Source organism: Marinibacterium sp. SX1 (assembly GCF_050389775.1).
Taxonomy (GTDB): domain Bacteria; phylum Pseudomonadota; class Alphaproteobacteria; order Rhodobacterales; family Rhodobacteraceae; genus Marinibacterium.
The window spans coordinates 109,887-123,063 of the sequence record NZ_CP177148.1; the positions used below are offsets into that span (position 1 = coordinate 109,887).

The 13,177-nt window shown below is 66.3% G+C and carries 13 protein-coding genes; 9 read left to right on the plus strand and 4 right to left on the minus strand.

The annotated features are described in order from the left end of the window. Positions 1-219: 219 nt before the first annotated feature. From ACK3BB_RS24935 to ACK3BB_RS24945, 3 genes are read left to right on the plus strand one after another with little or no spacing between them, the layout of a single operon-like run. Positions 220-1,200: a C4-dicarboxylate TRAP transporter substrate-binding protein gene (locus ACK3BB_RS24935; RefSeq protein ID WP_428929426.1), complete on the plus strand. Its 981-nt coding sequence runs from the start codon at positions 220-222 to the stop codon at positions 1,198-1,200. After that, positions 1,197-1,730 carry a TRAP transporter small permease gene (locus ACK3BB_RS24940; RefSeq protein ID WP_428929427.1) on the plus strand — a complete coding sequence of 178 codons (534 nt, stop codon included), beginning with the start codon at positions 1,197-1,199 and terminating at the stop codon, positions 1,728-1,730. Before ACK3BB_RS24935 ends, ACK3BB_RS24940 begins: the two co-directional genes overlap by 4 nt. Further along, positions 1,721-3,007 carry a TRAP transporter large permease gene (locus tag ACK3BB_RS24945; protein WP_428929428.1) on the plus strand — a complete coding sequence of 429 codons (1,287 nt, stop codon included), beginning with the start codon at positions 1,721-1,723 and terminating at the stop codon, positions 3,005-3,007. The genes ACK3BB_RS24940 and ACK3BB_RS24945 overlap by 10 nt, the downstream gene beginning before the upstream one ends. Here ACK3BB_RS24945 and ACK3BB_RS24950 read toward each other — a convergent pair. From ACK3BB_RS24950 to ACK3BB_RS24960, 3 genes are all read right to left on the minus strand, one after another. After that, the gene (locus tag ACK3BB_RS24950) at positions 3,004-3,798 is read right to left on the minus strand and encodes an IclR family transcriptional regulator (protein ID WP_428929429.1); all 795 of its coding nucleotides are present in this window, start codon (positions 3,796-3,798) and stop codon (positions 3,004-3,006) included. The genes ACK3BB_RS24945 and ACK3BB_RS24950 overlap by 4 nt on opposite strands. Positions 3,799-3,911: 113 nt before the next feature. Further along, positions 3,912-4,808, minus strand: a complete 897-nt coding sequence (locus ACK3BB_RS24955; RefSeq protein WP_428929430.1) for a LysR family transcriptional regulator — start codon at positions 4,806-4,808, stop codon at positions 3,912-3,914. Between the two features lie 587 nt (positions 4,809-5,395). Further along, the gene (locus tag ACK3BB_RS24960) at positions 5,396-6,412 is read right to left on the minus strand and encodes a nucleotidyltransferase family protein (RefSeq protein ID WP_428929431.1); all 1,017 of its coding nucleotides are present in this window, start codon (positions 6,410-6,412) and stop codon (positions 5,396-5,398) included. Between the two features lie 328 nt (positions 6,413-6,740). Between ACK3BB_RS24960 and ACK3BB_RS24965 the strand changes: the two genes are divergently transcribed. The 6 genes from ACK3BB_RS24965 to ACK3BB_RS24990 all read left to right on the plus strand — a co-directional run bounded on the left by ACK3BB_RS24965 (position 6,741) and on the right by ACK3BB_RS24990 (position 11,464). Then, the gene (locus tag ACK3BB_RS24965) at positions 6,741-7,571 is read left to right on the plus strand and encodes a transporter substrate-binding domain-containing protein (RefSeq protein WP_428929432.1); all 831 of its coding nucleotides are present in this window, start codon (positions 6,741-6,743) and stop codon (positions 7,569-7,571) included. Between the two features lie 74 nt (positions 7,572-7,645). Continuing rightward, the gene (locus ACK3BB_RS24970) at positions 7,646-8,290 is read left to right on the plus strand and encodes an amino acid ABC transporter permease (protein WP_428929433.1); all 645 of its coding nucleotides are present in this window, start codon (positions 7,646-7,648) and stop codon (positions 8,288-8,290) included. A gap of 42 nt (positions 8,291-8,332) precedes the next feature. After that, on the plus strand, positions 8,333-8,995 hold the full coding sequence (locus ACK3BB_RS24975; RefSeq protein WP_428929434.1) for an amino acid ABC transporter permease: 663 nt from the start codon (positions 8,333-8,335) through the stop codon (positions 8,993-8,995). Between the two features lies 1 nt (position 8,996). Then, complete coding sequence (locus ACK3BB_RS24980; protein ID WP_428929435.1) at positions 8,997-9,785, plus strand: amino acid ABC transporter ATP-binding protein; 789 nt, start codon at positions 8,997-8,999, stop codon at positions 9,783-9,785. Between the two features lie 4 nt (positions 9,786-9,789). Further along, positions 9,790-10,521 carry a UTRA domain-containing protein gene (locus tag ACK3BB_RS24985; protein ID WP_428929436.1) on the plus strand — a complete coding sequence of 244 codons (732 nt, stop codon included), beginning with the start codon at positions 9,790-9,792 and terminating at the stop codon, positions 10,519-10,521. Between the two features lie 4 nt (positions 10,522-10,525). Further along, positions 10,526-11,464: a LysR family transcriptional regulator gene (locus ACK3BB_RS24990; RefSeq protein ID WP_428929437.1), complete on the plus strand. Its 939-nt coding sequence runs from the start codon at positions 10,526-10,528 to the stop codon at positions 11,462-11,464. Positions 11,465-11,488: 24 nt separating this feature from the next. Here ACK3BB_RS24990 and hutU read toward each other — a convergent pair whose 3' ends face one another. Then, complete coding sequence (gene hutU / locus ACK3BB_RS24995; protein ID WP_428929438.1) at positions 11,489-13,174, minus strand: urocanate hydratase; 1,686 nt, start codon at positions 13,172-13,174, stop codon at positions 11,489-11,491. Between the last annotated feature and the right edge of the window lie 3 nt (positions 13,175-13,177).

Consider the following 13,177-nt stretch of genomic DNA (forward strand, 5'->3'; position numbering starts at 1 on the left):
CCGCGACGGTCTGCGGTCAGCGATCCTTGCCCTCAAGCAGGGCCCCTGACTCAGCCGCACGATCACAGCGACGGCCCGCCGTGGGATGCAATGCTGCGCCCGATGCAACGACACTAGCGGGCGGCGGGCAGTTGACAGGCTGAAAGTTTATATGTGAAACTAACTTTCATATAGAGTTCCGGCTGCCAAAAGTGAGTGTGGCCGGGCAGGGAGGATACCGTGACACGATTGACTTTCGCCGCGCTTGCAGCGGCCTGCTTCGGCTTTGCCGGTCCGCTGATGGCCGCGGATTACACCATTCGCCTCGCCAACTCGTTGTCTCCGGGAGAGCCCACAAACGCCGCCGCCAGCTTCTTTGCCGAAGAGGTCGCGAAACGGACCGACGGGCGTGTCGAGATTCAGGTCTTCCCCGCGCAGCAGCTTGGCAGCGAAAAGGACGTCAACCAGATGATGCGCCAGGGCGCGCCGGTCATCTCGGTGACCTCCTCGGGCTACCTGTCCGACTTCGTGCCGGATTTCGGCGTGCTCGAAGGCCCGTACCTGCTGGATGATCCGGCCCAGTTCGACAAGATCGTCGCCTCGGAGTGGTTCGAGGGCATCCGAGCTGAGTTCGCGTCGCAAGGCATCACCTTCCTCGTCGACGATGCGCTTTTCGGAGCCCGTCACATGCTGAGCAACACGCCGGTACGCACCCCCGAGGACGTGCAGGGCATGACCGTGCGGGTGCCGCCGAACACCGTCTTCATCAAGACGTTTGAAGCAATGGGCACGCGCCCCACCACCGTTGAATGGGCCGAGGTCTACAGCGCGCTTCAACAGAATGTCGTGCAGGCCGCCGAGGCGCCGCTGGGCTCGATCCAGGGGTCCAAACTGCACGAGACCCGAGACACGCTGTCGATGACCAGCCATTTCACCGCGTTTACCTTCTGGGTCATCAACAGCGACTATTTCGACGGCCTGCCCGAGGACATTCGCGCCATCATGCTCGAGGTCGGCGAGGAGGCGGGCGCACTCTCGACCCGCCTGACGCTGGAACGCGAAGAGACCTACAAACAGCAGTTCCGCGACGCCGGCCTGACCATCGTCGAGGACGTGGACCTTGCAGCCTTCCGCGAGAAGACCGCCGGGGTCTACGAGGCCTTCGACGACTGGACGCCCGGGCTCTATGGCGAGATCCGCGCAATCCTCGACGCTGAATGAGCCTGCTTCACTCTCGCGTCCTGCGCCACGCCGAAGAGGTGGTGGCCGGGCTCGCCCTTCTGGTTCTGATCGGCAGTGTCTGCTGGGGGGTGGTCACGCGCTACGTCTCGCAGACATCTGCGGCCTGGGTCGGCGACATCTCGTCGGTTGCCTTTGCCTGGCTGATCTTCATGGGCGCGGCGGCAGCCTTCCGGCACGGCATGCACATGAGCATAGACCTTGTCTGGCGTCTGCTGCCGAGCGCTCTCGGCCGCTGGCTGGGGGCGGCTGTCGATGTTCTGGTGTTGGCTTTTCTCGTTTATGCCACCTGGCTCGGTGTCGGTTTCTGCCTTGCCTCGATGGACGATCCCCTGCCCATCCTGCGGTGGCCGCGCGCGGTGCTCTACGCCGCCGTGATGACCGGCTTTGCCTGCATGGCGCTGCGCTATGCGGCTCTTTCCTGGAGCCGGTGGCGCGGCGGCCACACGCCTGACGGGCAGGACGGCGACCAGACCGATGACAAGACCGACGGAGCCGACGCATGGGCCTGACACCGATCGCGATCCTCCTGGGGCTTTTCGTGCTGAACGTACCCATCGCCCTTGCCATCTCGATGGCGGCGCTGAGCTTCTTTGTCCTGGGCGGGGGCCTGCCGGTCACCGCCTTCATCCAGAAGATGGCGGCCACCACCGAAAGCTTCCCGCTGCTGGCGGTGCCCTTCTTCATCTGTGCCGGCACGATCATGAACCACGCCGGCATTACCCGGCGCCTGCTGGGCTTTGCCGACGCGCTGGTGGGCCACACTGTCGGCGGTCTGGCGCAGGCCAACGTGGTTCTGTCCGCGCTGATGGGCGGGCTGTCGGCCTCGGCCAACGCCGATGCGGCGATGCAGGCCAAGATGCTGGGCTCCGAGATGGTCCGGCGAGGCTATTCCCCGGGCTTCTCAGCGGCGGTCTGCACCTGCTCGTCGGTGATCACGCCGATCATTCCGCCGGGCATCGGCCTGATCCTCTACGGCTTCCTGGCGGATGTTTCCGTGGGCCGGCTGTTCATCGCCGGCGTCCTTCCCGGATTGCTCATCACCCTGGCGTTGATGGCGGTGGTGCGGCTGCGCGCCCGTCAGCGCGGATACCGCCCCACCCGTCCCGAGCGGGCGCCCCCGCGCGAGTTGGGCAAGGCCTTTGTCGAGGCGCTCGGGGCGTTGTCGATCATCGCCTTCATCCTGATCGGCATCCGCCAAGGCATCTTCACCCCCACTGAAGCAGGGGCGATGACGGTGGTCTATGCCACGATCATCGGCCTCCTGGTGCATCGCGAACTGACGCTCTCGGCCTTCCCGGCAATCATCGTAGAGACCGTGCTGGCCACCGCCGTCGTCATGCTGATCATCTGCGCTGCCAGCGCCTTCGGCTTCTACATGACGTGGGAGCAGATCCCCTCAAAGGGCGCGGCCCTGCTGCTGAGCCTCACTGAAAGCCCGCTGATCCTGCTGCTGCTGATCAACCTGCTGCTGCTGTTCATCGGCATGCTGATCGAAGGAACCGCCGCGCTGATCCTGCTGACCCCGATCCTGGTGCCGGCGGTGACCCAGCTGGGTATCGATCCGCTGCATTTCGGCATCGTGATGGTGGTAAACCTGACGATCGGGGGCGTCACACCCCCGGTGGGGACGTTGATGTTCACGTCCTGCTCGGTGCTCAATGTGACCGTGGGGGACTTCCTGCGCGAGGCCTGGCCATTCTTCCTGGCTCTTCTGGCCGTGCTGATGCTGCTGGTGCTGGTGCCACAGACCGTCACCGCGCTTCCGGATTTGCTCATGGGCTCCTAGCGGCTGGTGGCCCCGGCCCCAAGCCGCCGCGAGATGTCGTTGGTCAGCGCCAGCAGCTTGGCCCGGCAATCCGCCTCGCTGGCGTAGGAGGTGCCGGTAAGCCGGCGGATGAAAGGAATAGTGATCGCCGCCGCGACCTTGCCCGAGAAGTCGAAGATCGGGGCCGAGATGTTCACCACCCCCGCGATCGTCAGCGAATCCGCCTGGCAGCAGCCCTCGGCCCGCGTGCCCGACAGGTCGTCGAGGAACACCTGGCGCTTGGCAACCGGCTCGTCTCCCAGGTGCGCCATCAGGTCGTCGAGGGCGTGCGGCTCCATCCAGGCGGCCAGCACCCGCCCCGAGGCAGTGTCGAGCAGGGGTATCTCGGCCCCGAGCCGCACCGAGGTGATGTTGTTGTCCGGGCAGTCCACCTGCGCGATCACCAGCACCCGTCCGCCGTGCAGAATGCTCATGTGCATCGACTGGTTCACCTCGTTCGCCAGCCGCTGCATGGCCTCTCCGGCCAGAGAGTTCAGGCGGCGGATAGGAGGGTGGCGGTGCGCCAGTTCGAACATCCGCGTCGTCAGATGATACCGGTCGTCCTCGGCGCGCTGCTCAACGTAGCCACGCTGGCAAAGGACCATCAGCATCCGGAAGATTTCGGGCGTGGTGCGACCCAGCTGTTTTGCGATCTCGACCTGGCTCTTGCCATTGGGCTCCGAGGCCAGCAGCTCGAGAATATCAAGCCCCTTGGACAGCGCTGGCGCCCGATACTTGTCAGTTTCGGGCGTGTCATCGGAGATGTCAGTCATGGCTGCGGTCCTGTCTGGGCTCTGGCCCATGAAGGCCGTTCGGCATGTGAATATAGGCGGTTCGACAGGGATGGCGCAACACGCCTCTGGCCAGGTAATTACCATAACAATGCCTATCGGCTTGACTGCCCTCCGAACTCCCTGGTGGCAAATTCGATGAATGCGCGCAGTTTCGGCGTCGCCCTCCTGTCCGGTGCATAAACCAGGTGCAACGGACGCGTCGGGATCTTGTAGTCCGGCAAGACCGTCCGGAGTTTTCCGGCGGCAACATCCTTTGCAACCAGCTCCAGCGGCTGCAGGATGACACCAAGACCGGCACGGGCCGCGGCAAGAATTGGCTCACCGTGATCCGCGATGAACGAACCGGCGATCTCGACGCTGACGCGCCCCTCGGGACCATCGAAAGTCCAGCGTTTCCGAAGCTCGGTATGAGCGTAGACAAGGCAAGGATGATGCGCGAGGTCAGCCGGGCTGGTCAGCGGTGATGCCTGCTCGAGGTAGGACGGCGCAGCGCACAGAACCAGGGAATAAGGCGCAAGCCGCTTGGCCATCAGCCCGCTGTCGGGAAGCTCTCCGACGCGAAAGGCGATATCGAAGCCTTCTTCGACAAGATCGACGTTGCGGTTGTTGAGGCTCAGGTCGACGGTCACTTCCGGACATTGCCGCATGAAATGCGCCAGCTTCGGCGACAAGGTGTGGATCCCGAAACTGACCGGTGCATTGACCCGCAGACGGCCCGTCGGTGCGGCCCTGGCCTCGGCGGCCAGGGTTTCGGCAGCGGCGATGTCGGCGAGAATGACCCGCGCGCGTTCACAATACGCCGCACCAAAGCCTGTCAGGCTTTGCCGCCGGGTCGTGCGATGCAGCAGCTTGACGCCCAGGTGTTCTTCCAGCCGCTGCACATGTTTGCCGACCAGCTGCGGCGACATGTCGAGCACATCGCCAGCCGCGCTGAATGACCCAGCGTCAACGGCCTGAACAAAAACCTCCATTGCTGTCAGCCGGTCCATTCGAAATCTTTTGTTTCAAGTGCTTGCTCTCAAGAAGCATTTTTCACATGGGGCGTTCAATTGCTTTTGGGATCCCACAACGGATCCACAGGATGTTCCAAGCGCCTCCTCCCACCCTTTTGGCCCATGCTCGCGTCACCGGGTCGATCCCAGCCACATGTCCCGCCGCGGGATCACCGGGTCTTGCTGCCTTGCCTCCCGGACTGCCACCTTCGCGAACTTCCTCGCCGCGAGGAACGTGACCCGGATGATTGCGCGGATCAGGCGGGGGCCGGTGCTGGTCCTCAGCCTCGTGTCTTCAGTTGGCTGGCATGCCCTCTTCGTTGCCTTCGACGAACTGCGGTTCCTCCGGATCGCCTTCGGACTCTTCCTCGGGGCACTGTTTCGCCCTGCTCTTGATGAAGGACTCGCGAAATGCCCTTGATGAATGCAGCCGTCCTGCGCGCGCCTGGCGGGCCCGATGCGCCGAAGATCGAAACACGCCCTCTGCCGGATGTGCCTGCAAGATGGGTGCGCATCCGTGTTCGGGCCTTCGGCCTGAAACGGGCCGAACTGTTCACCCGCCGCGGCCAATCGCCGTCCGTCACCTACAGCCCAAGCCCGCGCAGGGTGTCCCCGGTCTCGGGCATCCGGGCCAGCGAGGCTTCGACATGGGCGCGCCAGCGGCGGCCGGTGGCCAGGGCAGTGTCGAGCGCAAGGGCCAGGTCGTCGGGCCGGTCTTCGGCCAGCGCCGCGATCAGGAAAGCCGCCTGTTCGCGGTCCTTCGCCGCCTTCAGGTTGCCCGCCCCGTCGCGCCGCCGGTCGGCGATGATCAGCTTGTGGATCGCAAAGCGCTCCGGGCGCGGCACCTGCACCAGGATGCCCGACCGGTAGAGCGCCGCGGCGTGGATCGGCTCGGCAATCAGGAAGTTGAGATAGTTCAGCGCCTGGGCATTCACCCCCAGCGCCGGCAGCGGGCGGATGGTCTCGTCGCCGAAGGCCGGCGTCAGGAACTCGACCAGCTGGCCGCTGCCCCCCTGCGCCCATCGCCAGGTCTTGCCCGGGTCCAGCCCCGGCAGGGGGTCGAACCTGAGCGCCGAGAAGGTCTCGGCCAGGCCCGGATCGACCTGGTCCTGCAGGGCGAGGCTCAGTTTCTGGAACTGGGCAATGTCGATGTCGCCAGTGTTGGCCATGCCGCCCAGGGGCAGGCGCAGGCCCAGCTCGCCCTCGTAGAGCCGGAAGGCATTGGTGCCCACCAGCGTGCCCCCCAGCCGGAACACCCCTGCCCCGGCCATCGCCGACAGGATGGAACCGGTCGCCCGGTCGGTCGGGGTCATCCCCTCGGCCCGCAACAGGCGGACAAGCCGGGACCGTTCGGCCTGGCGCTCGCGCCCGGTCGCGCGCAGCTCTTCGATACGGGCGATGCGCTGCCGGGTCTCGGGGTCGTCCTCGCCGATGTAGACAAAGCGCATCTGCGTGCCGATGCGGCGCGCGGCATACCAATAGGCCTTGTCGCCCCGGTTCTTCAGCGTCGGCTTGCCGGTGACACCCGACAGGGCGTCATCCTTCAGAAGGCGCACCAGGTCGGTATAGGCGCTGGTCGCGACGCTGCTCAGAAGGGTCATGCCTATCACTTTCATCTTTTGATTGGCATGGATGTACCAAGCAAAACTTGAAAATGCTAGGCACAAACGCCCGGGCCTGTGCATGGCCCCCCGCGCGCGCCTGTGGCGCGGGCTGTCACAGGCCGGGCTATCCCTGCAATTGTGACAAAAATCCATCAGCTGCACGGAAATTAAGCTGAATCATTGAGCAAGGCGCGACACTTCCCCCATTCAGCCGTCACAGTCTTTGTCTCGGCCTCTATTTGTATACACAAAAGAAGCTGGTGCCGCCGAAAACAGGCGCCATGGACACTCAAACGCCAAGCCCCACCCGGGGCGGACAGGGAAGATGAAAATGCGTAAACATATTCTCGCGGCTCTTGCCGGGGCAGCACTGACATTCGGCTCCGGCCTGATGGCCCAGGCCGAGGACGCGCTTGAGCGGGTGATGGCCGCCGGCGTGATGAAGGTCGGCACGGAAACCGCCTTTGCCCCCTTCGACTATATCGACGCCGGCAAGCACACCGGGTTCAACACCGAGATCTACGCCGAGATCGGCAAGGAAATGGGTGTCGAGATCGAATGGATCACCCTTGACTGGACCGGCGTCCTGCCCGGCCTGGAAGCCGGCCGCTTCGACGTCGTCGCCGGCCCCGCCACGATCACCAAGGCCCGGATGGAGCGCTATCGCTTCTCCTCGCCCATCGCCGAAGCCACCGTCGCCGTGCTGACCTGTGCGTCCTGCGACATCGAGGCGCCCGAGGACATCGCCGGCAAGCCCATCGGCTCGGCCACCGGCACGGCCCAGCTGGCCCAGTTCCAGGAATTCGCGGCAACGCTCGACACGCCCCCGACCGACATCAAGGAATACGTGTCGTTCAACGAAGCCTATGCCGACCTGGCCGCCGGCCGGATCGTCGCCGTGGCCAACTCGCTGCCCAACATCGCCTTTGTTGCCAGCCAGCGGCCCAATGTCTTCAAGGTCGTCAAACCGGCCTTCGGCACCCCGACCTATTTCGGCTTCCCCGGCCGGATCGAGCCGGAATATGCCTCGCTGATGGACAAGATCGACGAGATCCTGCTGGCGATGAAGGCCGACGGTCGCATGGAAGCGCTGCAGGAAAAATGGTTCGGCACGACCTTTGACCTGCCCGATTACGTGACCGAGCCCAACATCTGATCACTTGCGTGACCGGGCGCGGCGGGGTTCTTCGGAGCGCCGCCGCGCCGCTTTCCACCTGACCGGATCCGCCCATGACCTGGCCCCTCTTCGAACTGCTGCTGCAAGCCTCCCTGATGACGATCTTCGTCTCGGGCCTGTCCATCCTGATCGGGCTGGGCGTGGCCATCCTGCTATCGGCGATGCGCATGTCGGGCAACCTGGTGCTGGTGAATTTCGCGCGGATCTTCATTTCGTTCTTCCGCGGCGTGCCGCTGCTGGTGCAGTTGCTGCTGATCTTCAACCTGCTGCCGGCCCTGGGCCTGAGCCTGTCCAGCCTGGCCACCGCCCTGCTCGGCCTGTCGCTGTGCACCGCGGCCTACCAGGCCGAGAACCTGCGCGGGGGTTTCGAAGGCGTGCCCCAGGGGCTGATCGAAAGCGCCGAGATGGCCGGCTTTTCGACCGTGCAGACCTTTGTCTTCATCCGCATGCCCATCGCCCTGCGCATGACCTTCCCGGCCCTGGTCAACGAGGCGATCCTGATCCTCAAGGCCTCGTCGCTGGTGTCGGTCGTGGGGCTGATCGAGCTGACCAAGATGTCCCAGAACCTGGCCGCCTCGACCTACATGCCCCTGCCGATCTTTGCGTCGGCCGGGCTGATCTACCTGGTCATCAACCTGGGTGTGGCCTTTATCGGCCGCCGGGCCGAGGCCGCCCTGCCGGGCCTTCCCGCGAAATGACCGCCGCTTCGGTTCCCGCGCAAACCTCAGGACGCTGATCCCATGACTTTCGATATCGCCGTGATCCTGGCCAAGGGGCCGCAGATCCTTGCCGGGCTGGGCGTGACCATCCTGATCTGGATCGCGGGCACGGCCCTGGCCGCCGTGCTGGGCTTTGTCGTGGCCACGGCCCGCCAGTACGGCGGCCGGCTGACCGATCGCCTGCTGGCTGTGCCGATCGAGATCCTGCGCGGCACGCCCTTCCTGGTGCAGATCTTCCTGCTCTATTTCGGCGGGCCCTACATCGGGCTGCGGCTCGATCCGATCACCGCCGGCCTGCTGGGCCTGTCGGTCTATGGCGCGGCCTATTACGCCGAGATCTTCCGCGCCGGCTACAATTCGGTGCCGCCCGGCCATGCCGAGGCCGCCGAATGCGTGGGCTTTACCCGGCGCCAGACCATCCTGTTCGTCCAGCTGCCCGAAATGGCCCTGCTGGTCATGCCCCCGTCGATCAACATGGTGGTCATCCTGCTCAAGGAAACCGCCCTGCTGTCGCTGATCACCGTGCCCGAGATGACCATGACCGTGCAGGCGATCGGCTCGCAGCAATATGCCTTTGTCGAATCCCTCGTCGTCCTTGCGCTGGTCTACTGGGCGCTGGTCGAGCTGTCGAATTACCTGGGCCGCCTTGCCGAGCGCCGCCTGTCCAAACTGAGTGCCGCCTGACATGACAACACCTGCCATTTCCGTCACCAAGCTCTCGAAACGCTTCGGCGAGACACTGGTTCTCAAGGATATCGACCTGGAAGTGCAGAAGGGCGAGGTGACCTGCCTGATCGGCCCGTCGGGCTCGGGCAAGTCGACCCTGCTGCGCTGCATGGCCTTCCTCGAAGAGGCCACCGCCGGCATGATCCGCATCGAGGGCAGCCCGCTGGGCATGATCGAAGAGGGCGGCAAGCGCCGGCGCCAGAGCGCGGCCGAGCTGCGCGCGACGCGGTCGAAGATCGGCATGGTCTTTCAGCAGTTCAACCTCTGGCCCCACATGACCGCCCTGGGCAATGTCTCGGCCGCCCTGCGTCGGGTGCGGGGCCTGTCGCGCAGCGAGGCCGAGCAAAGGGCGATGGACCAGCTGACCAAGGTCGGCCTGGCCGAACGGGCCGGCCATTACCCGTCGCAACTCTCCGGCGGCCAGCAGCAGCGCGTGGCCATCGCCCGGGCGCTGGCGCTGGAACCGACGATCATGCTCTTCGACGAGCCGACCTCGGCGCTTGATCCCGAGCTGACCGGCGAGGTGCTGAACGTCATGCGCCGGCTGGCCGACGAGGGCATGACCATGGTTGTCGTAACCCACGAGATCGGCTTTGCGGCGTCGGTCGGCAACCGGATCTGCTTTCTTGACCAGGGCCGCCTGTTGTTCCACGATTCCCCCGAAAAGGTCTTTGCCGCGCCGCGTTCGCCCCGGCTCGAGCAATTCCTCGACACCTATCTGGACCGCGGCGCCGCGATGCTGAAGTAAACACATGCCCGATGATGGCCCTGCGAGCACGGGCAAATCCCTGCACGACACGATCCGCGACGACCTGGAAAGCCGCATCCTGTCGGGGGCCTGGGCGCCGGGCCACAAGGTGCCGTCCGAACTCGACCTGAGCGAGGAATACGGCTGTTCGCGGATGACCGTGAACAAGGTCATGACCCAGCTGGCCGCCGCCGGGCTGATCCTGCGCCGGCGCAAGGTCGGGTCGGTCGTGCTGCCGCAGAAATCCCAGAACGCGGTGCTGGAAATCCACGACGTCAAGGAAGAGGTGCTGGCCCGGGGCGGCTGGTATCACCACCGGATCGACCGCCGCCAGCGGCTGGACGGGGCCGCCGGGCCCCTGGCCGAAGGCCTGCCCGGCGACCGGCCGGTGATGGCCGTGACCTGCCTGCATTTCAGCGACGACACGCCGTTCTGCTACGAGGATCGCCTGATCTTTCTCGATGCCGTGCCCGAGGCCGAAACCGAGGGGTTTGCCACCACCCCGCCGGGGGCCTGGCTGCTGACCCATGTGCCCTGGAGCGAGGCCGAGAACGAGATCGCGGCGGTCAGCGCCGACGAGGCCCTGGCGGACGCGCTGAGCATCCCCCCCGGCGCGGCCTGCCTGACCGTCGGCCGCCGGACCTGGAAGAACGGCGACCCGGTGACCTCGGTGCGGTTCAGCTATCCCGGCACGGCCCACCGGCTGACGGCGCGGTTCACCCCCGCACAGGGTTAGGCCGATGGCCGGGCCGGAACACCTGCGCGCGATGCAGACCTTCGAAGCCGTCGGGCGGCTGGGTTCGGTCAAGGCCGCCGCCGGCGAGCTGGGCGTGTCGTCGGGCGCGGTCAGCCAGCAGGTCCGCCGGCTCGAAGCCGCGCTTGGCGTCACCCTGCTGGAACGGCGCGGGCGCGGGCTGGAACTGACGCGCTGGGGGCGGATGTATCATGCCGAGCTGGCCGTCGGTTTTGCCCGGCTGGCCCGGGCCGGACAGGTGCTGGACCAGTTGCGCGGACAGGACGGGCTGACCGTCTGCGGCCTGCCGACCGTTGCCGCGAAATGGCTGGGGCGCAGCCTGTGGGACTGGGCAAGGGACCGCCCCGATTGCCCCGTGCGGCTGCTGGGCAGCGAGGATCTGCCCGATCTCGATGCCGGCGAGGCCGATTTTGCCATGTGGCTGGGCCCGCCGGCCGATGACCGGCCCGGCGCGGTCCTGTTCACCGACCAGGTGGTGCCGGCCTGTGCTCCGGCCCTGCTGGCCCAGCCGTTGCGCGCGCCGGCCGAATTGTTGCGCCTGCCCTTGCTGCAGGTGGCCTGGGCCGCGCGGTATGAAAGGTTCGATCCGCCCAGCTGGGCCGCCTGGGCCGCGGCCCATGGCATCGCCGATGCGCCGCACCAGCCCGGGGCGCTCAGCTTTGCGCTGACCGCGTCGGCCATCGATGCGGCCGTGGCCGGCCAGGGCGTGGTGCTGGGCCAGGTCGCCATGATGCAGGACGAGCTGGCCAGCGGGCGCCTGGTCATCCCCTTCGATCTGCGCCTGCCCCTGGCCGCGCCCTACAGCCTGCGCTGGTCGCGGGCGGCGCTGGAAAAACCCGGCGGGCTGGCGTTTCGCGACTGGCTGCTGGCCCGTGGGCGGCGCCAGGCCCAGGCCCTGCGGCCGGGCCCTCCGGACGACGCCTGAGGCCCGGCCCTCCCCGACCCCCGATCAGTTGCCCAGGATGCGCGGCAGGCGCAGCCCGTGTTCGCGGGCGCAGTCGATCGCCTCGGGATAGCCCGCATCGGCATGGCGCCAGACGCCCGACGCCGGATCGTTCCACAACACCCGTTCCAGCCGCTTTGCCGCCTCGGGCGTGCCGTCGGCGCAGATGACCACGCCGGAATGCTGGCTGAAGCCCATGCCCACGCCGCCGCCATGGTGCAGCGACACCCAGGTCGCGCCCGATGCCGTGTTCATCAGCGCGTTGAGCAGGGGCCAGTCCGACACGGCGTCCGAGCCGTCGCGCATGGCCTCGGTCTCGCGGTTGGGCGAAGCGACAGACCCGGAATCGAGGTGATCGCGGCCGATGACCACGGGGGCCGACAATTCGCCGGAGGCCACCATCTCGTTGAACTTCAGCCCCGCGCGATGGCGGTCGCCCAGGCCGATCCAGCAGATCCGCGCCGGCAGGCCCTGAAAGGCGATCCGGTCGCGGGCCATGTCGAGCCAGCGGTGCAGGTGCTCGTTCTCGGGAAAGAGCTCCTTCATTGCCTGGTCGGTCTTGTAGATGTCCTCGGGGTCGCCCGACAGCGCGGCCCAGCGGAACGGACCGACCCCCTTGCAGAACAGCGGCCGGATGTAGGCCGGCACGAAGCCCGGGAAATCAAAGGCGTTTTCAAGGCCCTCGTCCTTGGCCACCTGGCGGATGTTGTTGCCGTAATCCAGCGTCGGCACCCCGGCCTTCCAAAAGCCCACCATCGCCTCGACGTGATCGCGCATCGACGCGCGGGCCGCGGCCTCGACAGCCTTCGGCTCGGTCTCCTGCCTGGCGCGCCATTCGGCCACGGACCAGCCCTTGGGCAGGTAGCCATGAATGGGGTCATGGGCCGAGGTCTGGTCGGTCACCAGGTCGGGGCGCGGGCCGCCGGCCTGCATCCGGCGCAGCAATTCGGGGAAGACATCGGCCGCATTGCCGATCAGCGCCACCGATTTCGCCTCGCCCGCCTTGGTCCAGCGGTCGATCAGCGCCAGGGCCTCGTCGATGTCATGGGTCTTTTCATCGCAATACCGCGTGCGGATGCGGAAATCGGCGCGGGTTTCGTCGCATTCCACGGCCAGGCAGCAGGCCCCGGCCATCACGGCCGCCAGCGGCTGTGCACCCCCCATGCCGCCAAGCCCGCCGGTCAGCACCCAGCGCCCGGTCAGGTCGCCGCCGTAATGCTGGCGCCCGGCTTCGGCAAAGGTTTCGTAGGTGCCCTGCACGATGCCCTGGGTCCCGATGTAGATCCAGGAGCCGGCCGTCATCTGGCCGTACATCATCAGGCCCTTGCGATCGAGCTCGTTGAAATGGTCCCAGTTGGCCCATTCGGGCACCAGGTTGGAATTAGCGATCAGCACGCGCGGGGCATCGGCATGGGTGCGGATGATGGCAATGGGCTTGCCCGATTGCACCATCAGCGTCTCGTCGGCCTCGAGGTCGCGCAGGGCGGCGACGATGGCATCGTAATCCTCCCAGCTGCGCGCGGCCCGGCCGATACCGCCGTAGACCACCAGTTCATGCGGGTTCTCGGCCACGTCGGGATGCAGGTTGTTCATCAGCATCCGCAGCGGTGCCTCGGTCTGCCAGGATTTGGCCGTCAGCTCGGTGCCGGTGGGCGGATAGACGTCGCGAAGGTTGTGGCGGGTATGGGTCATGGT

Excerpts from the sequence above, each read along its gene's own strand:
- ACK3BB_RS24940 (WP_428929427.1), top strand. The coding sequence starts at position 1,197 with ATGAGCCTGCTTCACTCTCGCGTCCTGCGCCACGCCGAAGAGGTGGTG.
- ACK3BB_RS24945 (WP_428929428.1), top strand. The coding sequence starts at position 1,721 with ATGGGCCTGACACCGATCGCGATCCTCCTGGGGCTTTTCGTGCTGAAC.
- ACK3BB_RS24950 (WP_428929429.1), bottom strand. The coding sequence starts at position 3,798 with ATGACTGACATCTCCGATGACACGCCCGAAACTGACAAGTATCGGGCG.
- ACK3BB_RS24955 (WP_428929430.1), bottom strand. The coding sequence starts at position 4,808 with ATGGACCGGCTGACAGCAATGGAGGTTTTTGTTCAGGCCGTTGACGCT.
- ACK3BB_RS24960 (WP_428929431.1), bottom strand. The coding sequence starts at position 6,412 with ATGACCCTTCTGAGCAGCGTCGCGACCAGCGCCTATACCGACCTGGTG.
- ACK3BB_RS24965 (WP_428929432.1), top strand. The coding sequence starts at position 6,741 with ATGAAAATGCGTAAACATATTCTCGCGGCTCTTGCCGGGGCAGCACTG.
- ACK3BB_RS24970 (WP_428929433.1), top strand. The coding sequence starts at position 7,646 with ATGACCTGGCCCCTCTTCGAACTGCTGCTGCAAGCCTCCCTGATGACG.
- ACK3BB_RS24975 (WP_428929434.1), top strand. The coding sequence starts at position 8,333 with ATGACTTTCGATATCGCCGTGATCCTGGCCAAGGGGCCGCAGATCCTT.
- ACK3BB_RS24980 (WP_428929435.1), top strand. The coding sequence starts at position 8,997 with ATGACAACACCTGCCATTTCCGTCACCAAGCTCTCGAAACGCTTCGGC.
- ACK3BB_RS24985 (WP_428929436.1), top strand. The coding sequence starts at position 9,790 with ATGCCCGATGATGGCCCTGCGAGCACGGGCAAATCCCTGCACGACACG.
- ACK3BB_RS24990 (WP_428929437.1), top strand. The coding sequence starts at position 10,526 with ATGGCCGGGCCGGAACACCTGCGCGCGATGCAGACCTTCGAAGCCGTC.
- hutU (WP_428929438.1), bottom strand. The coding sequence starts at position 13,174 with ATGACCCATACCCGCCACAACCTTCGCGACGTCTATCCGCCCACCGGC.